The following is a 19455-nucleotide window of genomic DNA, read 5'->3' as shown; positions in this document are numbered from 1 at the left end:
TGTCAGGCGGGCGCCAAAGCGGCGCAAAGGTTTCTGGCCCGTATTATCAGCAACCTGGCGGTAACGCACAATGCACATTCCTGTTTGGTTCTTGCCTATTTCTACAGATGACTGTAGAAATAGAGAGTTTTAAATTATGATTTATGCCGAATCGTTCTGACTGTAAGAGGGTTTTTCCGTGATTGAAATCGATGCGCTGCGCAGCCGCATGGCGCGCCAGGCGATGGCTATCGCCACCGGCAACGGCTATACGCCGTCACCGGTGCCGCGGGTGAAGATCCTGTATGTCGATCGCCACTGCCCGCGCCAGCCGGTGATGTACGAACCGGGGATCGTCATCATCTTTCAGGGGCACAAGGTCGGCTATTGCGGCAACAAGGTGTTCCAGTACGATCCGCGCAACTACCTGCTGATGACGGTGCCGCTGCCGTTTGAGTGCGAAACCTTCGCCAGCCCGGAGCTGCCGCTGGTTGGATTGGCGGTCAATATCGATACCCAAATGCTGCAGGACTTGCTGATCGACATCGGCGACGACGACTACCTGATGCAGCCGCGCGCGGAGAGCAACGGCGTAAACCTGGCCGAGCTGACGGAAGAGCTGTTGTGCGCCACCGAACGTCTGCTGGACGTGATGGCCAAGCCGCTCGACGCTCGGGTGTTGGGGCCGCAGATCGTGCGCGAGATCCTCTACTACGTGCTGCGCGGCGCCTGCGGCGCGTCGCTGCAGGAGCTGGTCAACCGTCATACCCATTTCAGTCAGATCGCCAAGGCGCTGCGGCGCATAGAAAATCAGTATGCCGAGAGCCTCAACGTCGAGCAGTTGGCCGGCGAGGTCAACATGAGCGTGTCGGCGTTTCACCATAACTTCAAGGCGGTGACCAACACCTCGCCGCTGCAGTACGTGAAATCGTACCGGCTGCACAAGGCGCGTTTGCTGATGGTGCATGACGGCCTGAAGGCCAGTACCGCGGCGATCCGCGTCGGCTACGAGAGCGCGTCGCAATTCAGCCGTGAATTCAAACGCCTGTTTGGCGTCACGCCGGGGGATGAAGTCGCCCGGCTGCGCGACGCCAATCCGCTGATGCTGGAGGGGTGAGCCGCCGCCGGGCGGCGGGCTATGGGGTCAGCACGATCTTGCCGAACGGGCCGCGATCGAGGTGATCCAACGCCTGCGGCAGTTGATCGAGCCGGTATACCTGGTCGATCACCGGCTGCAGGTTGACGGCGTCCACGGCGCGCACCAGATCTTCCAGCGCGCGGCGGTGGCCGACGCCGATGCCCTGGATCGCCGCCGATTTCAGCAGCAGCAGGCCGGCGGGGGCGGTGATCTCGGCGCCCGCCAGCACGCCGATCACTGAGATGCGGCCGCCCACCGCCACGGCGCGCACCGAGTTGCCCAAATTCGGGCCGCCGACGGTATCGATCACATGGTCGATGCCGCGATCCTGCGTCAGCGCATAAATCGCCTCCACCCAATCGCCGTCCAGCCGGTTGATGCCATGATTGGCGCCCAATGCCAGGGCTCGCGCCAGCTTTTCATCGCTGCCGGAGGTGACATAGACCTCCGCGCCGTGGGCTTTGGCGATCTGCAGCGCGAACAGCGCCACGCCGCCGGTGCCTTGCACCAGCACCGTCTCGCCGGCATGCAGTTTGCCCTGTTCCACCAGCGCGAACCAGGCGGTCAGCCCGGCGCAAGGCAGGGTGCTGGCCTGCACGTCGTCCAGCGACGCCGGCGCCGCCACCAACCAGTCTTCATGCAAAATCACGTATTCCGCCAGCACGCCCTGATAGAAGCCGCCAAGGGTGTGGTAAGGCGCCTGGCGCGCATTGCCGTACGGTTTTTGCCGGCCGTCGATCCAGCCGGGGCTAAAGGTAGAGATGACCCGGGCGCCGGGTTGGAAACGGCTGACGCCGGGCCCGACGGCGTCGACCTCGCCGGCCATGTCCGAGGCGGGGGTGAACGACTGCGGCAGCGTCAGCCCCATGCCGCTTTCAATCATCATTTTGTCGCGGTAGTTGAGCGCTACCGCCTTCACTTTCACTCTGATCTCGCGCGGCCCCGGCTGCGGGATCGCGTCGGTGGTCAGCTGCAGGTGTTCACGCCCCAGGGCGTCCATCGTCCAGCGTTGCATCGTGTCGGTCATGATGTTCTCCAAAGTCTGCGATTAACGACCTGTCGATAATATCGTTGATGAAGGTTCGCCAGTGGCGATAAGATTTCCGCAGATTGTTTCTTTTAGAGCGACAAACCATGAGCGATCGATTGAGCGGCATTTCGGTATTCGTCACCGCCGTGGAGGCGGGCAGTTTTGCGTTGGCGGCCAGTCGGCTGCACCTGTCGCGCTCGGCGGTGGGGAAAACGATCGCCCGGCTGGAACAGCGGCTGGGCGTGCGGCTGTTTCATCGCACCACCCGCAGCCAGAGCCTGACCGACGATGGCGCGTTGTTCTATGAGCGTTGCCTGCGGGCGCTGGAGGAGATCCGCGGCGCGGAAACGCTGCTGGAGTCGGGCAAGCGGCAGGTCAGTGGCCGGCTGCGGGTATCGATGCCGGTGTTGTTTGGCCGCATGTGCATCGCGCCGCTGCTGACCGAGCTGACGCGTGAGCATCCCGGCCTGGAGCTGGAGCTGTCGTTCAGCGATCGGGTGGTGGATCTGATTGAGGACGGCTTCGATATGGCGATCCGCAACGGCACGTTGGCCAACAGCAATGGGCTGGTGGCGCGGCGCATCGGCGATCACCGCATGACGCTGTGCGCCTCGCCGGCCTATCTGCAGCGGTGCGGCGAACCGCACAGCATTGAGCAACTGGCCCAGCACGAGGCGGTGACCTATATGCGCGCCGGCGCGCGGCGCAGCTGGCGGGTGCTGGACGAGAACGGCGAGCCGCAGGAAGTGATGCCGAATAACCGATTGCAGATGGACGATTTGCAGGCGATTGCGGATGCGGCGACGGCCGGGTTCGGCATAGCCTGGCTGCCGTGTTGGCTGGTGCGTGAGCAGCTGTTGAGCGGGGCGCTGGTGCGCCTGCTGCGCGATCGGCCCGGCGCCGCCTTTGAAGCGCATGCGGTGTGGCCGCACACGCCTCACCTGCCGCTGAAGGTGCGGCTGGCGGTGGATACGCTGGTGAGCAAGTTGCCGCCTCGCCTGGCGTTGGTCGAGAAAGCGCTGTAGCGCGCCGGGATCAGGAAGAGGAAGCGCGTTTTTTACGCCAGACCACCAGCATGGCGCCGAGCAGGCCGACGAACAGCAGCAGCAGCGGCAGCAGCATCAGGCCGGTCATCACCTGGCTTTCGTGGCGTTTCACCAGCGGAATTTGGCTGAAAGCGTAGCCGAGGCCGACCAGCGCGCAGACCCAGATCGCTGCGCTCAGCCAGTTGAAAACCTGGAAGCGCGAGCTGTTGAGCCCGGAAATGCCGGCCATGGTCGGCAGCAGCGTACGCACGAAGCCGAGGAAGCGGCCGATCAGCAGCGCCGTCAGCCCGTGGCGGTTGAACAGGTTATGCGCGCGCTGATGGTATTGCGCCGGCAGTTGCAGCAGCCAGCCTTTCACCAGGCTGGTGTGGCCCAGCCAGCGGCCCTGGATATAGCTCAGCCAGCAGCCGAGGCCGGCGGCGGCGGTCAGAATCAACAGGGTGGGGGCAAAGCCCATCACGCCTTTGGCGATCAGCGCGCCCGACAGCAACAGCAGGCTATCACCGGGGAGGAAGGAGGCGGGCAGCAGTCCGTTTTCCAAAAACAAGGTGGTGAAAAGTACGGCGTAAACCACCCAAATCACGCTGGGATCGGCGAGGGCGATGAAGTCCTGCTGCCAAAGCGCATGAATAATCTCTCGTAATACATCCATTTTATGTCCTGTTGCATGCCGGTTGCGCCCGGGGTCACGTTCTCCAGGATGCGGCGGTTACCGTATCTGACAGTTACCCGGTTAGTGTACCGCTAATAGCTTAAGCCGACATTAAACGAGACGAAGAAAATTACCGGAATCCGCCTTAGCGCACGCCGTTGAGGCGATCGAAGCCGGCCGCCAGATCGGCGATCAGGTCTTCGACGTTCTCCAGACCGATATGCAACCGCACCAGCGTGCCGGAAAAATCGACGCCGCCCGCCGGGCGGATCGCTTCCAGTTCTTCCGGCTGATTGGCCAGGATCAGCGACTCGAAGCCGCCCCAGGAGTAGGCCATGCTGAAGTGGCTGAAGTTGTCCAGGTAAGCGGCCAGCTGCGCCTCATCCAGCCGTTCTTTCAGCACGAAAGAGAACAGCCCGTTGCAGCCGCTGAAGTCGCGGCGGTAGAACGCGTGGCCCTTGCAGCTGGGCAGGGCCGGGTGATTGACCGTCGCCACCTCCGGCCGTTCGGCCAGCCAGTTGGCGACCTCAATGCTGCTGCGTTCGTGCTGCTTGAGCCGCACGCTCAGGGTGCGCAGGCCGCGGCTCGCCATGTAGGCGGTGTCGGCATCCACCATCTGCCCCATTAGATAGGAGTACTCGCGCAGTTGCTCCCAACAGCGCGCGTTGGCGACGGCGGTGCCGAGCATGTAATCGGAATGGCCGATCAGGTATTTGGTGCCGGCCTGAATGGAAATGTCGATGTCGAAATCCAGCGCCTTGAACAGCACGCCCGCCGCCCAGGTGTTGTCTATCATGATCACCACGTCCGGCGCCACGGCGCGAATGGCCTGCACCATCGCCGGGATATCCTGCACTTCCAGGGTGATGGAGCCGGGGGACTCAAGGAACACCACGCGGGTATTGGGTTGGATAAGCGTGGCGATGTCGGCGCCGATCAGCGGATCGAAATAGGTGGTGCTGACGTTCATGCGGCCGAGGATGTGGGTGCAGAAGTCCTGGGTCGGTTCATACGCTGAGCCGGTGACCAGCAGGTGATCGCCGGCGCCGACGAACGACAGGATCGCATTGGCCACCGCCGCCGCGCCGCAGGGGTACAGCACGCAGCCGGCGCCGCCCTCCAGCTCCACCATCGCATCCTGCAGCGCGAAGTGGGTCAGCGTGCCGCGTCGGCCATAAAACAGCTCGCCGTGGGCGCGTTGCGCGGTGGCCTGTTTTTTGGCGACGACGGAGTCGAAGACCAGGGAAGAGGCGCGTTGAGTCACGGGGTTGACGGAGCCCTGGGTGTAGCGTTTGCCGCGGCCGGCGCCGATCAGCGTGGTTTCGATGTGTTTTGACGTCATGGTACCTGGCTCACCTCTGGTTGCTCTGCACTGCCCGTTTGCGATAGCCCTTACGTTAGCATGAGTTATTATAGCCATCCAGACGTTTTAACTTCTGGATATAGAAACGGCTATAATTGGCTGCCGCCCGCGCATTTTTCGCGTCATCCTTCTGCCGAGCGGCCAGAGAGAAGCCCATTCATCGGTCGAGACGCCGTTCGGCAGCGTGGCGTTGTTGCGCCGTTGTGGGAGAAAAGTAACGAAATCGCCCTATAAAAGGGGCTTTTAGCGGTGAACGGGCGTAGATTGGCGTTTGGTTGCGGAGGTGTCTAAAATTTTCTCGTTTATTTGGTAAATAATAATGAGAACTACTATCAATCCCCGGTTGGTTTGATATGATCGCACGCTGAATTATTCCTTAATTTTGATCGGTAATGGGTGGAGGCACAGCGTGAAAACGGCTGGCAAGAATTTAAATCAAGGATCGTTCGGCCAGGGCCGGGCGCAGTGGGGCAAGGCCTTTGGCCGCAGCCTGATGGCTTCAATGGTGCTGGTCGTAGGGTTGGCCGGCAGCGCGCAGGCTGCGCCGGCGACCCATCCGGCCGTTGCCGAAAGCGTTGCGCCGGCCACCGCGCCTGCGCCTGCAGCCGCCGCGCCGGAAAGCATCACGCCGGTGAACCCGGCGCCCACGATCCAGCCGCCGGAAACCCGCGGTATGGACTTGTCCATTTGGGGCATGTACCAGCACGCCGACGCGGTGGTGAAAGCGGTGATGATCGGCCTGGTGCTGGCGTCTATCGTGACCTGGACCATTCTGTTCGCCAAAGGCAGCGAACTGCTGCGCGCCAAGCGCCGTCTGCGCCGCGAGCAGTCGGCGCTGGCCGACGCGCGCTCGTTGGATGAAGCCTCCGAGCTGGCGCAAAATTTCTCCCCGGAGAGCGTCAGCGCGGTGCTGCTGAACGATGCGCAAAACGAGCTGGAGCTGTCCGCCGAGTCTGACGACAACAACGGCATCAAAGAGCGCACCGGTTTCCGCCTCGAGCGCCGCGTGGCGGCCTACAGCCGCAACATGGGCCGCGGCAACGGCTTTCTGGCCACCATCGGCGCCATCTCGCCGTTCGTCGGCCTGTTCGGTACCGTATGGGGCATCATGAACAGCTTCATCGGCATCGCCCATTCGCAGACCACCAACCTGGCGGTCGTGGCGCCGGGCATCGCCGAGGCGCTGCTGGCAACCGCAATGGGCCTGGTGGCGGCGATCCCGGCGGTGGTGATCTACAACATCTTCGCCCGCGTCATCAGCGGCCATCGCGCCCAGGTGGGCGACGTGGCGGCCCAGGTCTTGCTGCTGCAGGGCCGCGATCTGGATCTGGCCGCAACGGCGGAAGCCAAGCGCTCACAGCACGCACATCAACTGCGGGCGGGGTGAGTCATGGCGATGCGCTTAAATGAAGATCTGGACGACAGCGGCGAACTGCATGAAATCAACGTGACGCCGTTTATCGACGTCATGTTGGTGCTGTTGATCATCTTTATGGTGGCCGCGCCGCTGGCAACGGTAGATATCCGCGTCGATCTGCCGGCTTCTTCCGCCAAGCCGCAGCCGCGGCCGGAAAAACCGGTCTTCCTGTCGGTGAAGGCCGACAAGCAGCTCTACGTCGGCGATCAGCCGGTGAATGCCGATCAGCTGACCTCGGTGCTGGATCAACGCACTCAGGCGAACAAAGAAACCACCATCTTCTTCCAGGCGGACAAGAGCGTGGACTATGAAACGCTGATGAGCGTGATGGACACCCTGCGTAAAGCCGGTTACCTGAAAGTGGGGCTGGTGGGTATGGAAGGCGCCGCCAAGTAGCGGCAGCAAAACGATAAAGGGCGCTCAGGCGCCCTTTTTTTTACGGCTAAAGAGCTGTCACGCCTTTGCCAATAAATCCCTGGAACCGGCATGGCGCCAGTGGATGCGGCCCGGCAGATACAGCGCGTTCTGTTCCAGCGGCCGCTCGTCGATAAGCGCGGTGACATTGTCGAAGCTATGTTGCGCCAGTGCCAGGCAGTCTTGCGCGACCGTGTCTATCTTCAGCGTCATGCAGTCGAACAGGTAGTGATCGTCGAAGCTGCACAGGTGAATGTCGCTCTCCATCAGCTGATGCTGAGTCAGATAACGCAATACGCCTTCCAGCAGGCCGCAGGCGGCGGTAAACAGCGCTTTGGGCGGACGCCCCAACTGTGCGCACAGCTGAGCGAACATCTCGTAACCTGAGCTGGGGTGATAGTTGCCGTTGATGATCCATTCCGGTTTGCACGTTACGCCGGCGCGCTCCAGGCCAAGCTGGAAGCCGGCCAAGCGATCGCGGGTCGGCGAAATGCGCGGCTGCCCGCCGAGAAAATAGATCTCATCCGGATGTTGGCGCGCGACCGTTTCCACCAGGTCGGCGGTCGAATTGACCGAATCGGTGATCACCAGCGGCAGTTCGGAGCCGGCGATCAGACGGTCCATCTGCACCACCGGCAGCCCGGCGTTGATCTTCTGGTATTCCGCGTCGTTCAACTGGCTGGAGGCGACGATCAAGCCATCCACCTGCCGCTGCACCAGACTGTTCACCGCCATCATCTCCTGCGCCGGGTTTTCATCGGTGCAGGCGATCAACAGCTGCAGGCCGGCTTCGCGGCACAGCGTTTCCAGCTCGCGTGAAATCACCGCAAAGCCGTAGTTGGTCATCTCCGGCACCACCAGCCCCAGCGTGTGGCTGCGGTTGGAGCGCAAAGAGCGGGCGTGGATGCTGGGCTGATAATGGTGTTCGTGCGCCAGCGCCAGAACGCGATCGCGGGTGTCGTCGGACACCCGATATTCCTTGCTGCGGCCGTTCAGCACCAGGCTGGCGGTCGATTTCGACACCCCGGCCAGCGTGGCGATGTCACTGATGGTAATGCGTTTATTTTTTTTCACTGACGCCATCTGAAGTCATCGGAGGATGCGTCATTCTAGCATGCATGGCGTCAGCGGCCAGTATTCCAACGCCAGCGGCGCGCTCCCGCACAGCCGCAGTTGCGGCTCACCAGCCGGGAAGTAGCGCGCGCTCATCACCGCCTCGCCGCGGTTGATGAAAATTTCCACGCTGGAACGATCGAACAGCAGTTGCAGATGCGTGACCGAGCCGCGCCAGTAACGGTGCTCCGGCCGGCCGTCGGTCAGGGAAGCGCGCGTCAGCTGCAGCCTTTCGCCGTCCCAGTTCAGCGTCATCGCGTCGCCAAAGGTTGCGCTGAACGCGCCTTGCGGCGTCATCTGCAACTCTGCGGCCCCCAGCGCATAGGTGGGGGCGTCATCGGCGCGGCCTTGCCAGCCTGCTCGCTCACCGCGCAGCTGTTGCAGCTCGCGCGCCGGGCGCTGGTGGAGGCGGCCATGCCGCAGCGACAGCTCGCGCGGGCAGGTCATGGTGTGGATCCAGCCGTAACGGCGCGTCGGATGGGCTTCTTCATCTTGCTCGGGCACGCCCATCCAGCCGAACAGCAGGCGGCGGCCATCTTCCGCCAGCGTCGTCTGCGGCGCGTAGAACTCGAAGCCGGCGTCCAGCTCGCGGAATTCGCCGTGGCTGAAGGCCGCCTGCCGGTAATCCAGCTTGCCGAGCAGATAGCCGGCCTGATAACGGTTGAGATAGCGTTCCGGCTGCGGCGCCAGCCCCTGCGGGCAGCAGATCAACACATCGGCGCCGTCCAGCGTGAACAGATCCGGGCACTCCCACATGTAGCCGAATTCCTCTAAGCCGTTCAGACCGGAACCGGCGATCTCGCCCAGCGGTTGCCAGTCACGCAGATTGCTGGAACGCAACAGCAGCACCTTACCGCGATCCTGCAGGTCACGCGCGCCGAGCACCATGTACCAGTCATTTTGATGACGCCACACTTTCGGATCGCGTACGTGACCGCTGTAGCCCTCCGGCAGCGGCAGCACCGGCCCGAGCTTGCGGTATTCGCCCCGTTCGCTTTCCTGAGCCAGGCATTGGTAAGCGGTGCGTGAGCCGTCTGGGAATTTCACGTTGCCGGTGTAGATCAGCGTGATTTTGCCTTCCGCCGCCACCGCCGAGCCGGAGTAACAGCCGTGGCTGTCGTAACAGGCGCTGGGCGCCAGGGCGATTGGCTGGTGCTCCCAACGCAGCAAATCGGCCGACTGCCAGTGTCCCCAGCATTTGTTGCGATGATCGCAACCCAGCGGATTCCACTGATAAAACAGATGATAAATGCCGTTGTGCTGGATAAAGCCGTTGGGATCGTTCAGCAGGCCAACGCTGGGCGCCAGATGCCAGGCCGGGCGGTGCGGATCGCGCAGCGCGAGCGGCTGGCCGTTCATGACCGCCCGCATTGCCTGTTTGATTAAGCTGAGTTCTTCCATCATTGTGCGTCCGTTTTGTATTTCAGCAGCAGGGAGAGGACAAAGGCGCTGCCAAACGCGATCGCCAGACCGATGATATAGCTGACCAGAGAACTGGCCTGCACGATCGCCATGCCGGGGATCGCCGTCAGCCCGACCGCGTTCATGCCGACATGGTTGGCCACCACCCAGGCCCCGCCGAGCGCGCCGCCCGCCAGCGCCGCCAGAAACGGTTTCACGAAGCGCAGATTGATGCCGAACAGCGCCGCCTCGGTGATGCCGAGCATGGCGGAAAAGGCCGAAGGCACCGCAATGGCTTTGATTTTGGCGTCGCGGGTTTTGAAATAGACCGCCAGGCAGGCGCCGCCCTGAGCGATGTTGGCCATCGACCAAATCGGCAGCAGGAAGTTGACGCCGATAGTGGGGTTGCCGAGCAGCCCGGCCTCTACCGCGTGGAAACTGTGGTGGATGCCGGTAATGACAATGGCGGAATAGAGGCCGCCGAACAGCAGCCCGGCGAACCACCCCGCATGAGCGATCAGCGTGCTGAGCACGAAGGAGATGCCGTCGCCCAGCGCACGGCCGGCGGGGCCGATAAACAGCAGGGCGACAAAGCCTGAGATCACCACCGTCAGGAACGGCGTCAGGATCAGATCGAGCGCGTTGGGGATCACCTTACGCAGACGTTTTTCCAACAGGCTCATGAACCACACCGTCAGCAGCACCGGAAATACCGTGCCCTGGTAGCCGATCATGGCGATGTCCAGACCGAAGAAATTCATGGTGTGGAACCCGCCGGCGACGCCCCAGGCATTGGTCAACGCCGGATGCGTCAAAATGCCGCCGAGCGTGGCGCCCAGATAGGGATTGCCGCCGAATTCGCGTGCGGCGGTGAAACCGATCAGAATCGGCAGGATAATGAACGCCGCCGAGCTGAACATATCCAGCATGATGAACAGTGCGCTGTTGGCATCGGCCCAGCCGTAGGTTTTCACCATGCCGAGCAGCCCCATCAACAGGCCGGAAGCGACGATCGCCGGGATGATTGGCACGAAGATGTTCGACAGCAGGCGCGCGATGCGCTGCAGCGGGTTGAGCTTTTTCGCCGCGATATCGGCGGCTTCGGCCTTGCTGGATTCGCTGACGCCCGCCGCCTTGATGAATTCCGCATGCACCTTGTTGACCAGCCCGGTGCCGAAGATCACCTGGATCTGACCGGCGTTGCTGAAGCAGCCTTTAACGCCGTCCAGTTTGCCGATGGCCTCTTTGTCCACCTTGCTGTCGTCCACCAGCACCAGGCGCAGGCGCGTGGCGCAGTGGGCGGCGCTGGCGATGTTCTCTTTACCGCCGAGCAGCGGCAACAGCGCGTTGGCGGTTGCGGTAATGTCCATGTTGTCCCCTTGCTAAATAAAAATGCCGCCGCGCAGTTTGCGGCGCAGCGCCGTGAATCGATGTCAGAAGAAATACTTGAATCTGGCGCGCATGCCGTAACGCTGGTCGTTGTCGCCGTTGGCGATCTTGTTGTCGGCGTTGGCTTCCAGCAGCGACACATAGGCGCCTAAATACAGGTTGAAATTCTTCATATTCATAATGTTAGGTATCTGATACGACGCGTGAACGGTGTGGATGTCGTAGTTGCCCGGTTCGCTGAGCGGGTTGTGGATATCGGCGGCGATCCCGGCGGTATTGAACTCTTTGATGTTGTTGTGCGCATAGATATAACCCAGTTCGAAGCGCCGCCACAGCACGTTGACGCCGGCGGTGAAGTCTTGCTCGCCTGAGGCATCCAGATAGGCGGTGCTCAGGTTGGCCACCACGCCGTTATCCGGGTTGGCGGCGCTGTTGTTCCAACTCATCGTCATGCCGTAGCCGTTGCGCTTGGATTGATCGACGAAGCGGCCCTGGCTGTCCTGATAGCCGTAGGCATTATTCACCACGTTGCTTTCCATCGCCGCCGCGATGCTGAAGGCCTCTTTCTTCCAGGCGATCACCGGGCGCAAATAGGCGACGTTTTTCTTATTGTTCAGCGCATTGCCGTGGTAGCTGTTGTCCTGGAACAGTGAGGTGCCGTCTTCCACCAGCGTGTTCAGTTCGAAATAGACATCCCCGGCGTATTTGCTCAACATCAGGTTTCCGCCGCTGCTGCTGCGACCACGGCCTTCTTTCATCATATAGATATAGCCAAAGCCGTCAGCGTAAAGATCGTTGGCGGTGTTGCCTGAATACTGAATGAAAGTGTCCTGATTCAGCGGGAACATGTCGTAGGCTTCGAAGCGGCCGATTTTGGTTTGCCAGTTCTTTTCATTGCCGAAGAAGAAAGCGGCGTCGTCCAGGTTCATTTTGCCGGTCATGTCCGCCAGCGGCTGGACGCTGAAACCGGAGAAGTTGCCGTCCGGATTGCGGCGATAGCCGTCCAGCCCCACCAGAATGCGGCCGTTGATGTCCCAGCGCTCTTTGTTGCCGGGTTTCCAATCCTTGTGATCGCTGCCTTTCAACGACGTCAGTTGGCCGCTGCGGCTGGCGCCGTCCAGATTGAACTCCACGTCGCCGTATAGCTTCAGATCGTTGAAGCCGTTCAGTTTTAGCGCGCCGGTCACGGGGGATTGCGTTTCCAGCGCGGCGGCGCGTTGCGCGACCCGCGCGGTTTGCCGCTCGGTGCTGGCGGTGCGCTGCTCCAGCTGTTGCGCCCGGCGTTCCGCCGCCGTGGCGCGGGTTTCAGCCTGAGCGGCGCGCTGTTCCGCCTGCGCCAGACGTTGTTCCAGCGCGTTAAGACGCGCCTCGATACTGCCGTCGCCGGAGGCTGCAGCGGCAGAAGTGGAGAGGAAAAGCCCTGTTGTTATCGCCAAATAGCTGAGTTTTTTCATCATCGTCTATCATCCGGGAAGGGTTGTTATTATTTTTTGCTAAATTGCTAAACCGGTTTTTCATGGCGAAAGATAACGATCGAGAAGCTGACTGGCAATCAAGTTTGCTAACCCGATTCAGCTATTGTGATCGAGTGCGCAAATCGTGGGGTTAAAAGACCACGGCGCCCAGGGGGTCGCCGTGGTTGCAGGGGATCAGCGCAGAAAAGCGGCGAGCTCTTCGGCGCGGGGCAGGGCGGTCATGGCGCCTTTGGCGGTGGTGGCCAGCGCGCCGCAGGCCTGAGCCTGGGCGATAATCGCCGGCCATTGCGCTTCTTGCGGCAATGCGTGAAGGCGCGCCAGGGCCGCTAACAGCCCGGCGACAAACGCGTCGCCGGCGCCGGTGGTATCGACCGGCACGACAGGCGCCGCGCGGAAATGACGCAGCCGTTGGCCGTCATGCACGTAGACGCCGTCGCCGCCCAGCGTGACCAGCAACAGGCGCAACGGGTAGGTTTGCATCATCCAGCGGATGCCGTTCTCCACATCGTCAAGATGGCTGATGAAAACCAGCTCTTCGCGCGACAGTTTCACCACGTCCGCCAGCAGCAACGCCTTTTGCAGGCAGGGGCGCAGCGCTTCCGGCTGACGCCAGACCTCTTCGCGGATGTTGGGATCGAAACTGACCCGGCCGCCGACTGCCCGCATGCGTTCCATCGCCGTAAAGGCCGTGCTGCGGCTGGGCTCCTGCGACAGCGCGATGGAGCAGAGGTGCAGCCATTCGCCCCGTTGGAAAGCCGGCAGATCGTCGGGCTGCAAAAACAGATCGGCGCTGGGCTGCACCATAAACGTGAATGAGCGCTCACCGTGCTGATCGAGATCCACCACCACCGTGGAGGTGTGGTGTTCGGGATCCGAAAGCATATGGTCAATATCCACCCCTTCTTCGCTCAGCACCTGCTGCAGAAAGGCGCCGAAGCTGTCTTGCCCCACTCGGCCGATAAAGGCGCTGTCGCCGCCCAAGCGGGCGACGCCCACCGCCACGTTAGCCGGCGCGCCGCCGGGGCATTTAAGATAACTGTTTGAATTTTCTGGCACCAAATCGACCACTGCGTCGCCCAGCACCCATACGCGATTCGCCATGCTTAATCCCTGTTTCTACCGATGTCTGATGGGTGGCTAAAATAGAAGAACCGGTTTAGCAAAGCAATGAAATAATGCGTCAGGCGTTTGGGGAGTGAGGAAGATCAAAAAATAGGGCGGGTCAGGCGCAGGAAATACCGCCCGCGATGCGAGCGGGCGGTATGGATGAACGAAGCGCCTGTAGTGGGCGCTGGGAGTCAGAATGCGACGGAACCCTGCACGAAGAAGGTGCGCGGTTCACCGACGTACTTGCCGAAGTTATTGTCGTTGGAGCGGGTAAAGTAGCGCTGATCGAACAGGTTTTTCACCCCGGCGCCCAGCGTCAGGTTCGATAGCTGCGGCCCGAAATTATATTCCCCGCGCATGTTCCACACCATGTAACCGGCGATATTGCCGAATTGACCATCGGCGCTTTCCTGCGTGACGTACTCCGGCCCGGTGCCCGGCGAATGCTGTTTGGACTGCGCGTAACCGTCCAGATTCCATACCCAGTTGCCGGTGGCGTAGCGCGTGCCGACGGTATAGACCTGGCGCGAGTAGAACGGCAGGTCTTTACCGGCGAAGTCGCCCTTGTCGGTGCTGGCCTTGGTGTAGGTATAGCTGGTGTAGACGCTGGCGCCGTCGAGCGCGCGGTTCAGCTCGCTGAGATCGTAGCTGAGCGCCAACTCGATGCCTTTGTGCTTGGTGGCGCCCATGTTGGTCCAGCCCACATCGTTGCTGATGTATTGCAGCTGATTATCGAAGTCGATATAGAACAGCGTGGCTTCGGCCTTGACCACGGTGTCGTCGTAGCGGGTGCCGAACTCATAGGTATGCGCTTTTTCCGCCGTCAGCCCCGGCGCAGGCTGGTTGCCGTTGCCGCCTTTGGTCAGCTGGAAATACTGCATGCTGCCGAACGAGGTGTTGGCGTTGGCGAACAGTTTCCAGGCGTCGGACAGGTGGTACATCACGTTCAATGACGGCAGCGGTTCGCTGTAGCTTTTCTCGCGGCTGATGTTGTTGAACGAATCGTCCACGTGGGTGCGAATGCTTTCATAACGCAGGCCCGGCGTGACCGTCCAGTTGCCGACGTTAATGGTATCGTCGATATAGAACGCGTTGGCTGCGGTGCCGCCGGAGGTGTGCTGGTAATAGTCCGGGGTATCCGGCGTGGCGCCGACATTCGCCGGGTTATACCAGGCCGAACGCGACGCCTTTTCATCCATGGTTTCATTCAGGTAGCGGTAACCGAGGGTGATCTCGTGCGCCATATCCCAGAAGCGAAACAGTTGCGAATAGCTTGGTTCGATCGCCCAGGTCGAATAGTGGCGCGGATAGGACACCATGCGCCGCAACCCGGCATTTTTGCCGGTGCCTTCCGACTCGATGTTGCTGCCGCGGTAGCTGTCGGTGAAGTAGGTCAACACTTCGAACTGTTTGTCGTCTTCCTGATGTTTGTATTTGAACGACATATCCTTGCGGCGGCCTTCGAACTGGTCCCAGGGACGCGTGGACTGGAACGGGTTCTGCGCGTATTGCGCGCTGCTCAGCCCGCCCGGCATGCCGGCTTTGGCGTCGTAGTAGTGGAAATTGGCCAGCAGTTCGTCACGATCGGTGAACGCATAACGCGTTTTCAGCATGAAATCGTCGATGTCGGTGTTGTCGTTGTTGTCGCGGTAGCCCTGGCCGTGCAGGCCGGAGTAAAGCAGCTCGGCGCCGAAGCCGTTATCTGCGGTGCCGCCCACCGAGGCGCTGGTCAGGGTCTTCAGGCCGCCGTGGCTGGCGCCCTGAGTTTGCACGCCGGCGGTGCCGCCAAACGCTTTTGGAATGTCGCGGGTGACGAAGTTGATCACGCCGCCGACGTTTTGCGGCCCGTAACGCACCGCGCCGCCGCCGCGCACCACGTCAACCGATTGCAGGTTGCCGATCGACAGCGGCGCCATCGACAGCTGTGGCTGGCCGTAAGGCGCGACGGCCAACGGAACGCCGTCCATCAGAATGGTGGATCGCGGAGAAAGGCGTGAGGTCAGGCCGCGCACGCCGACGTTGAGCGAAATGTCGCTGCCGCCGGTGCCGTTGCTGTCGCGCACCTGCACGCCGGGCACACCGCGCAGGCTGTCGGCGATGGTTTGGTCGCCTTGCTCATGCATCTGCTGCTGAGTGACGATGGATCGCGCGCCCGGATGGTTGAGCAGCACCGAACTGGTATCAGGGTTGTCCAGCCAGTTGCCGACGACGGTTACCGTATCGGCATCGTTTTGAGATGAGTTATCAGCAGCAAGGATGGGGAAAGCAACGGCGATAGAGGTCGCCAGCAGGGAGAGGCGAAAAAGAATTGACATAATAATGCCTTAGAAGTTTCAGACCCGGATGTGTTTTTTTAGAAACGACAATCTTAATGATAATTATTGGCAAGTAAATAGAATTGTTATGGAATAGTTAAGCGGGTAACTACATGAAGGATGCCGGTAGCAGGGCCCGGTTGGCGGGCCCTGGCGGGGATTATTGCGGCGTAAGCCAGAAGACCCCGCTGTAATCCAGCGCGGTGAATTTCTGGTGCACGCTTTCGATATCCGCTTGCGGATCAATATCTTTAAACAGCGCCGGGTGCAGGAATTTGGCGATCGCCTCGACCGCGATAAAGTTGAGCGGCGTGTCGTAAAATTGATGATAAATCGCCATCACGCGTTTTTCTTTCACCGCTTTCAACACGTTAATGCCGGTGCGATCCAGCAGATGCGCCAGTTTCTTTTGGCTGGTGGCCATATCGGTGGTGTAGCCCAGCGGCACGGCCAGCGTACCGCGATGGCCACGGCTCCAGTCGGCGCCGGTCAGCAGATAGAAATCCGGATTGCTGGCGATCACCTGTTCGACGTTCACTTCACCGCCCATGTCTGAAAACAGTTTGCTGCCGATATTGTCGCCGCCGGCGGTATCGATAAACTGCCCGAAGCTGCCTTTGCCGAAGGTATTGCAGCACTGCTCGCCTTTGATGCCGGCGCTGCGTTCGATGAAGACGCTGGGGCGCTGCTCCGGTTTCAGCGTGGCGACGCGCTGGCGCACCAGCTCGAGGCGTTGCTGATAGAAACGGATAAAGGCGTCGGCGTTGGGCTGCTCGTCAAACACTTTGCCCAACAGCGCCATGCTGGCGACGGTGTTGGTCAGCGGCTGCTGGCGGAAATCGATGATCAGCACCGGGATGCCGACTTTTTCCAGCTGGGTCAGTACGCCGCTGTCCTTCAATTTGCTCAGCAGACCGATGTCGAAAATGATCAGGTCCGGTTGGCGCACCACCGCGCTCTCCACGCTGAAGTCACTGGTGTAGGGGTTGTCGAAGGTGGGGATTTGCATGACCTGCGGGAATTTTTTCGCATAGGCCTCAACCAGATCCGGGGCTTTGACCTTCAGCGAGTTGTCCCAGGCGATGATGTTTTTCAGCGGCTCCTGCGGATGCAGAATATTCAGCGCCAACAGCGCGCGGGCGTCGGCCAGGATAACGCGCTTGGCCGGTTGCGGCAGCGTAACCTGACGGCCGGCGACATCGGTAACGACGATCGGCGCGGCTTGAGCGGCGCCGGCCAACAGCAAAACGCAGGCGGCCAGCCAGCGGCCGGCTTTGGCGATAAGAACAGCGGACATGGAGATCCTTGAGTAATCGGCTAGGAACGAGAACGCAATGATAAGCGATATCCTTTCGCTTTTTGAACCTCTTCGCTGTCGATAGGCTACTCCTGGCCCATCAGCGGGTCGCTGACGCTGTGTTCGCCATCCTCCAGTCGGCCCGCCAGGCGGCGCCGCCAGCCTCCGGCGCTGTGCAGCGCAAGATCATACCAACCGCCGCTGGCGCGGGCGTCAAACGTTTGGCGGTGGCTGCCGCCCGCAGGCAGCGTGATGGGCCACGGGCCTTGTTGCGTGTAAGGGCAGCGGTCGAGAGTGACCGTCACCGTTTCGGCACCCGGGTTATCCAACTGCAGCAGCAGGCTGCGGCCCGTCGGGCGCAAACGTACTTCCGGCTGCGGCCGGCTCAGCGCGCCGCGCATTTCACGATGAAAGCCGTTGGGGCCGAGCAGCCACAGATGGTACTCGTCCTCCGTCTGCCAGTCGTCGCTGACCGCCTTGCCGGCCTCGACGGTATAGCGGCGTGGGATCTGCGTCAGATCTCGCCGGTCGTAGACGTGAAACACCGCCCCTTGCTCGCCGGTATTGAACAGGTTCAGCGTTACGCGCCGCTGCTCGGCCGCGACGCTGGCCTCGACGTGCAGCTGATAGGGCAGTGCGCGAGAAGGGCGCGCCAGGCGGCGTTGGTGTGGCAAACGCTGGCGGGCGGGCGGCGGCAGCGGCACCTGCGGCAGCTGCTCCTGGCGTTGACGCAGACCGTCGGCGGCGTGGCGGCTGGTGGCGGGCAGGCTCGGCAATGCTTCGCCGTTAGGATCGACAAAGTTGAACGCCGAGGTGAGATCGCCACACACCGCGCGGCGCCAGGCGCTGATGTTGGGTTCATGCACCTGAAAGCGCTTTTCCAGGAATTGCAGCACCGAGGTGTGATCGAAGACCTGCGAATTGACCCAGCCGCCGCGGCTCCAGGGCGACAGCACCAGCATCGGCACCCGCGGGCCGGGGCCGTAGATGCGGCCGTCCGGCGGCGGCTGGTTCTGCGAGCCGGGCGGCGCCACGTGCTGGAAGATCTCGGTGTCGAACGGTACGGTCGATTTACCGGCGAAGCTGCCGTCTTCGCGCAGCGACGGCGCGGAAGGCGAAGGCATATGGTCAAAAAAGCCGTCGTTTTCGTCGTAGTTGACCAGCAGGACGGTTTTACTCCACACCTCCGGGTTGTCGGTCAGCGCGTTGAGGATCTCTTGGGTGAACCAGCCGCCCTGCACCGGGCTGGAGGGATCGGGATGTTCCGAATAGGCCGCCGGCGCGATGATCCAACTGACCTGCGGCAGTTTGCCCTGCTGCACGTCGGTGCGGAATCCGGCCAGCATGGTGTCCAGATCGTTGCCGTCGGCGGCCGGCAGGGTGTTGCCGTTGCCTTTGTACAGCGGCGCGGTCGCGTTGAGCTCGTCGCGATAAGGCACGAAGGCGTTGAAGTCTTTTGGCGGCCGAGCTGGGTTGCCCACCTGAATGCTGGCGGCGCGGTATTGGCGAAAGCCCGCCAGCGGATTGTCGGTAAAGTTGTCCGGCAGGAATTGGTACACCTTCCAACTGACGCCGCTCGCCTCCAGCCGTTCCGGATAGGTGGTCCACCGGTAGCCGATCTCTGCCGGGCCGGGGCTGTCCCATTCGTTGACCACTACCGCCACGTCGGCGGCGGACGGGCCGTTGGTGCCGGTCCAGTGGAACAGCCGATTGGTGTTGGTGCCGGCGTGGATGGAGCAGTGATAGGCATCGCACAGGGTGAAGGCGTTGGCCAGCGCGAACTGGAACGGCAGCTCCTGCTGGCGGAAGTAGCCCATCGAGGCCGGCGTTTTGTAGGTGGGCCAGGCGCTCATGCGGCCGTGATCCCAGGCGGCTTGCTCATCCACCCACGAGTGCGGCGTGCCGGTGACGCGCTGGGCGTTGCCGCGTTTGCTGTCCAGATGGTAGGGCAGCACCAGCCGTTCGGCGCCTTGTTGCTGCCAGACCAGGCGATCGCCGGGCAGTGGAATGGTAAATCGATCGCTGAAGCCGCGCACGCCCGGCAAGGTGCCGAAGTAGTGATCGAAAGAGCGGTTCTCCTGCATCAGGATCACCACGTGTTCGACGTCGCGCAGGGTGCCGGTGCGGTTATTGGCGGGAATGGCCAGCGCTTTGCGAATCGAGGCGGGCAACAGCGAGAACGCCGATCCGATGGCGGCAGCCCGCAGGATGTCTCTGCGAGAAAGGTCAGGCATGCGTCGTTAATCTCCGTCAGTGTGCTTTGAAGATAGCCGCTGACGACGATAATGGCGAAAAATAACAGGGAGATGAAAGCGAGAG

Annotated in this window: 15 protein-coding genes; 4 read left to right on the top strand and 11 right to left on the bottom strand. The window is 61.7% G+C overall.

The annotated features are described in order from the left end of the window. The first annotated feature begins 208 nt into the window (after nt 1-208). Entirely contained in the window at nt 209-1096 is an 888-nt protein-coding gene (locus ACJ8M3_RS17105; protein ID WP_202396379.1) for an AraC family transcriptional regulator, read from the top strand. A 19-nt stretch (nt 1097-1115) separates the two neighbouring features. Here the strand turns inward: ACJ8M3_RS17105 and ACJ8M3_RS17100 are convergent, their stop codons facing one another. Next, nucleotides 1116-2144, bottom strand: coding sequence for a zinc-dependent alcohol dehydrogenase family protein (locus tag ACJ8M3_RS17100; protein ID WP_089197437.1), 1029 nt, complete (start codon nt 2142-2144; stop codon nt 1116-1118). 107 nt (nt 2145-2251) lie between these two features. Between ACJ8M3_RS17100 and ACJ8M3_RS17095 the strand changes: the two genes are divergently transcribed. Continuing rightward, nucleotides 2252-3172: a LysR family transcriptional regulator gene (locus ACJ8M3_RS17095; RefSeq protein ID WP_042785382.1), complete on the top strand. Its 921-nt coding sequence runs from the start codon at nt 2252-2254 to the stop codon at nt 3170-3172. Between the two features lie 10 nt (nt 3173-3182). Here the strand turns inward: ACJ8M3_RS17095 and ACJ8M3_RS17090 are convergent, their stop codons facing one another. Then, nucleotides 3183-3845: a DedA family protein gene (locus tag ACJ8M3_RS17090; protein WP_033644630.1), complete on the bottom strand. Its 663-nt coding sequence runs from the start codon at nt 3843-3845 to the stop codon at nt 3183-3185. Between the two features lie 145 nt (nt 3846-3990). After that, nucleotides 3991-5187 (bottom strand): cystathionine beta-lyase, encoded by a 1197-nt coding sequence (gene metC, locus ACJ8M3_RS17085; protein ID WP_089197436.1) that lies wholly within the window; start codon nt 5185-5187, stop codon nt 3991-3993. 430 nt (nt 5188-5617) lie between these two features. On the opposite strand from metC, the gene exbB reads away from it, so the two are divergent. Both exbB and exbD read left to right on the top strand, forming a co-directional pair. Beyond that, entirely contained in the window at nt 5618-6595 is a 978-nt protein-coding gene (gene exbB, locus ACJ8M3_RS17080) for a tol-pal system-associated acyl-CoA thioesterase (RefSeq protein ID WP_080280861.1), read from the top strand. 3 nt (nt 6596-6598) lie between these two features. Continuing rightward, nucleotides 6599-7021 (top strand): TonB system transport protein ExbD, encoded by a 423-nt coding sequence (gene exbD / locus ACJ8M3_RS17075; protein ID WP_004937307.1) that lies wholly within the window; start codon nt 6599-6601, stop codon nt 7019-7021. Between the two features lie 57 nt (nt 7022-7078). Here exbD and ACJ8M3_RS17070 read toward each other — a convergent pair whose 3' ends face one another. The 8 genes from ACJ8M3_RS17070 to ACJ8M3_RS17035 all read right to left on the bottom strand — a co-directional run bounded on the left by ACJ8M3_RS17070 (nt 7079) and on the right by ACJ8M3_RS17035 (nt 19370). Further along, nucleotides 7079-8122 (bottom strand): LacI family DNA-binding transcriptional regulator, encoded by a 1044-nt coding sequence (locus ACJ8M3_RS17070; RefSeq protein WP_089197435.1) that lies wholly within the window; start codon nt 8120-8122, stop codon nt 7079-7081. 21 nt (nt 8123-8143) lie between these two features. After that, complete coding sequence (locus tag ACJ8M3_RS17065; protein ID WP_089197434.1) at nt 8144-9553, bottom strand: sucrose-6-phosphate hydrolase; 1410 nt, start codon at nt 9551-9553, stop codon at nt 8144-8146. Next, on the bottom strand, nt 9553-10923 hold the full coding sequence (locus tag ACJ8M3_RS17060) for a sucrose-specific PTS transporter subunit IIBC (protein ID WP_033639379.1): 1371 nt from the start codon (nt 10921-10923) through the stop codon (nt 9553-9555). The genes ACJ8M3_RS17065 and ACJ8M3_RS17060 overlap by 1 nt, the downstream gene beginning before the upstream one ends. Before the next feature lie 63 nt (nt 10924-10986). After that, nucleotides 10987-12396 carry a carbohydrate porin gene (locus ACJ8M3_RS17055; protein WP_089197719.1) on the bottom strand — a complete coding sequence of 470 codons (1410 nt, stop codon included), beginning with the start codon at nt 12394-12396 and terminating at the stop codon, nt 10987-10989. A 195-nt stretch (nt 12397-12591) separates the two neighbouring features. Next, entirely contained in the window at nt 12592-13518 is a 927-nt protein-coding gene (locus tag ACJ8M3_RS17050; RefSeq protein WP_033644636.1) for an aminoimidazole riboside kinase, read from the bottom strand. Nucleotides 13519-13715: 197 nt separating this feature from the next. After that, nucleotides 13716-15839, bottom strand: a complete 2124-nt coding sequence (locus ACJ8M3_RS17045) for a TonB-dependent receptor family protein (RefSeq protein WP_033644638.1) — start codon at nt 15837-15839, stop codon at nt 13716-13718. 160 nt (nt 15840-15999) lie between these two features. Continuing rightward, nucleotides 16000-17136 (bottom strand): ABC transporter substrate-binding protein, encoded by a 1137-nt coding sequence (locus ACJ8M3_RS17040; protein WP_033644639.1) that lies wholly within the window; start codon nt 17134-17136, stop codon nt 16000-16002. A gap of 86 nt (nt 17137-17222) precedes the next feature. Next, a complete protein-coding gene (locus ACJ8M3_RS17035) occupies nt 17223-19370 on the bottom strand; it encodes a phosphocholine-specific phospholipase C (protein WP_089197433.1) in 2148 nt (715 codons plus the stop codon). Nucleotides 19371-19455 lie beyond the last annotated feature (85 nt).

The sequence above is a fragment of the Serratia sp. CY55921 genome (assembly GCF_052167655.1).
Lineage (GTDB): Bacteria > Pseudomonadota > Gammaproteobacteria > Enterobacterales > Enterobacteriaceae > Serratia > Serratia ureilytica.
Note: the sequence above shows the minus strand (reverse complement) of the source record. Positions and strands in the feature narration are given on the sequence as shown.

What these genes read in the sequence shown, in the direction of transcription:
- ACJ8M3_RS17105 (WP_202396379.1), top strand. Translation starts at nt 209, where the DNA reads ATGGCGCGCCAGGCGATGGCTATCGCCACCGGCAACGGCTATACGCCG.
- ACJ8M3_RS17100 (WP_089197437.1), bottom strand. Translation starts at nt 2,144, where the DNA reads ATGACCGACACGATGCAACGCTGGACGATGGACGCCCTGGGGCGTGAA.
- ACJ8M3_RS17095 (WP_042785382.1), top strand. Translation starts at nt 2,252, where the DNA reads ATGAGCGATCGATTGAGCGGCATTTCGGTATTCGTCACCGCCGTGGAG.
- ACJ8M3_RS17090 (WP_033644630.1), bottom strand. Translation starts at nt 3,845, where the DNA reads ATGGATGTATTACGAGAGATTATTCATGCGCTTTGGCAGCAGGACTTC.
- metC (WP_089197436.1), bottom strand. Translation starts at nt 5,187, where the DNA reads ATGACGTCAAAACACATCGAAACCACGCTGATCGGCGCCGGCCGCGGC.
- exbD (WP_004937307.1), top strand. Translation starts at nt 6,599, where the DNA reads ATGGCGATGCGCTTAAATGAAGATCTGGACGACAGCGGCGAACTGCAT.
- ACJ8M3_RS17070 (WP_089197435.1), bottom strand. Translation starts at nt 8,122, where the DNA reads ATGGCGTCAGTGAAAAAAAATAAACGCATTACCATCAGTGACATCGCC.
- ACJ8M3_RS17065 (WP_089197434.1), bottom strand. Translation starts at nt 9,553, where the DNA reads ATGGAAGAACTCAGCTTAATCAAACAGGCAATGCGGGCGGTCATGAAC.
- ACJ8M3_RS17060 (WP_033639379.1), bottom strand. Translation starts at nt 10,923, where the DNA reads ATGGACATTACCGCAACCGCCAACGCGCTGTTGCCGCTGCTCGGCGGT.
- ACJ8M3_RS17055 (WP_089197719.1), bottom strand. Translation starts at nt 12,396, where the DNA reads ATGAAAAAACTCAGCTATTTGGCGATAACAACAGGGCTTTTCCTCTCC.
- ACJ8M3_RS17050 (WP_033644636.1), bottom strand. Translation starts at nt 13,518, where the DNA reads ATGGCGAATCGCGTATGGGTGCTGGGCGACGCAGTGGTCGATTTGGTG.
- ACJ8M3_RS17045 (WP_033644638.1), bottom strand. Translation starts at nt 15,839, where the DNA reads ATGTCAATTCTTTTTCGCCTCTCCCTGCTGGCGACCTCTATCGCCGTT.
- ACJ8M3_RS17040 (WP_033644639.1), bottom strand. Translation starts at nt 17,136, where the DNA reads ATGTCCGCTGTTCTTATCGCCAAAGCCGGCCGCTGGCTGGCCGCCTGC.
- ACJ8M3_RS17035 (WP_089197433.1), bottom strand. Translation starts at nt 19,370, where the DNA reads ATGCCTGACCTTTCTCGCAGAGACATCCTGCGGGCTGCCGCCATCGGA.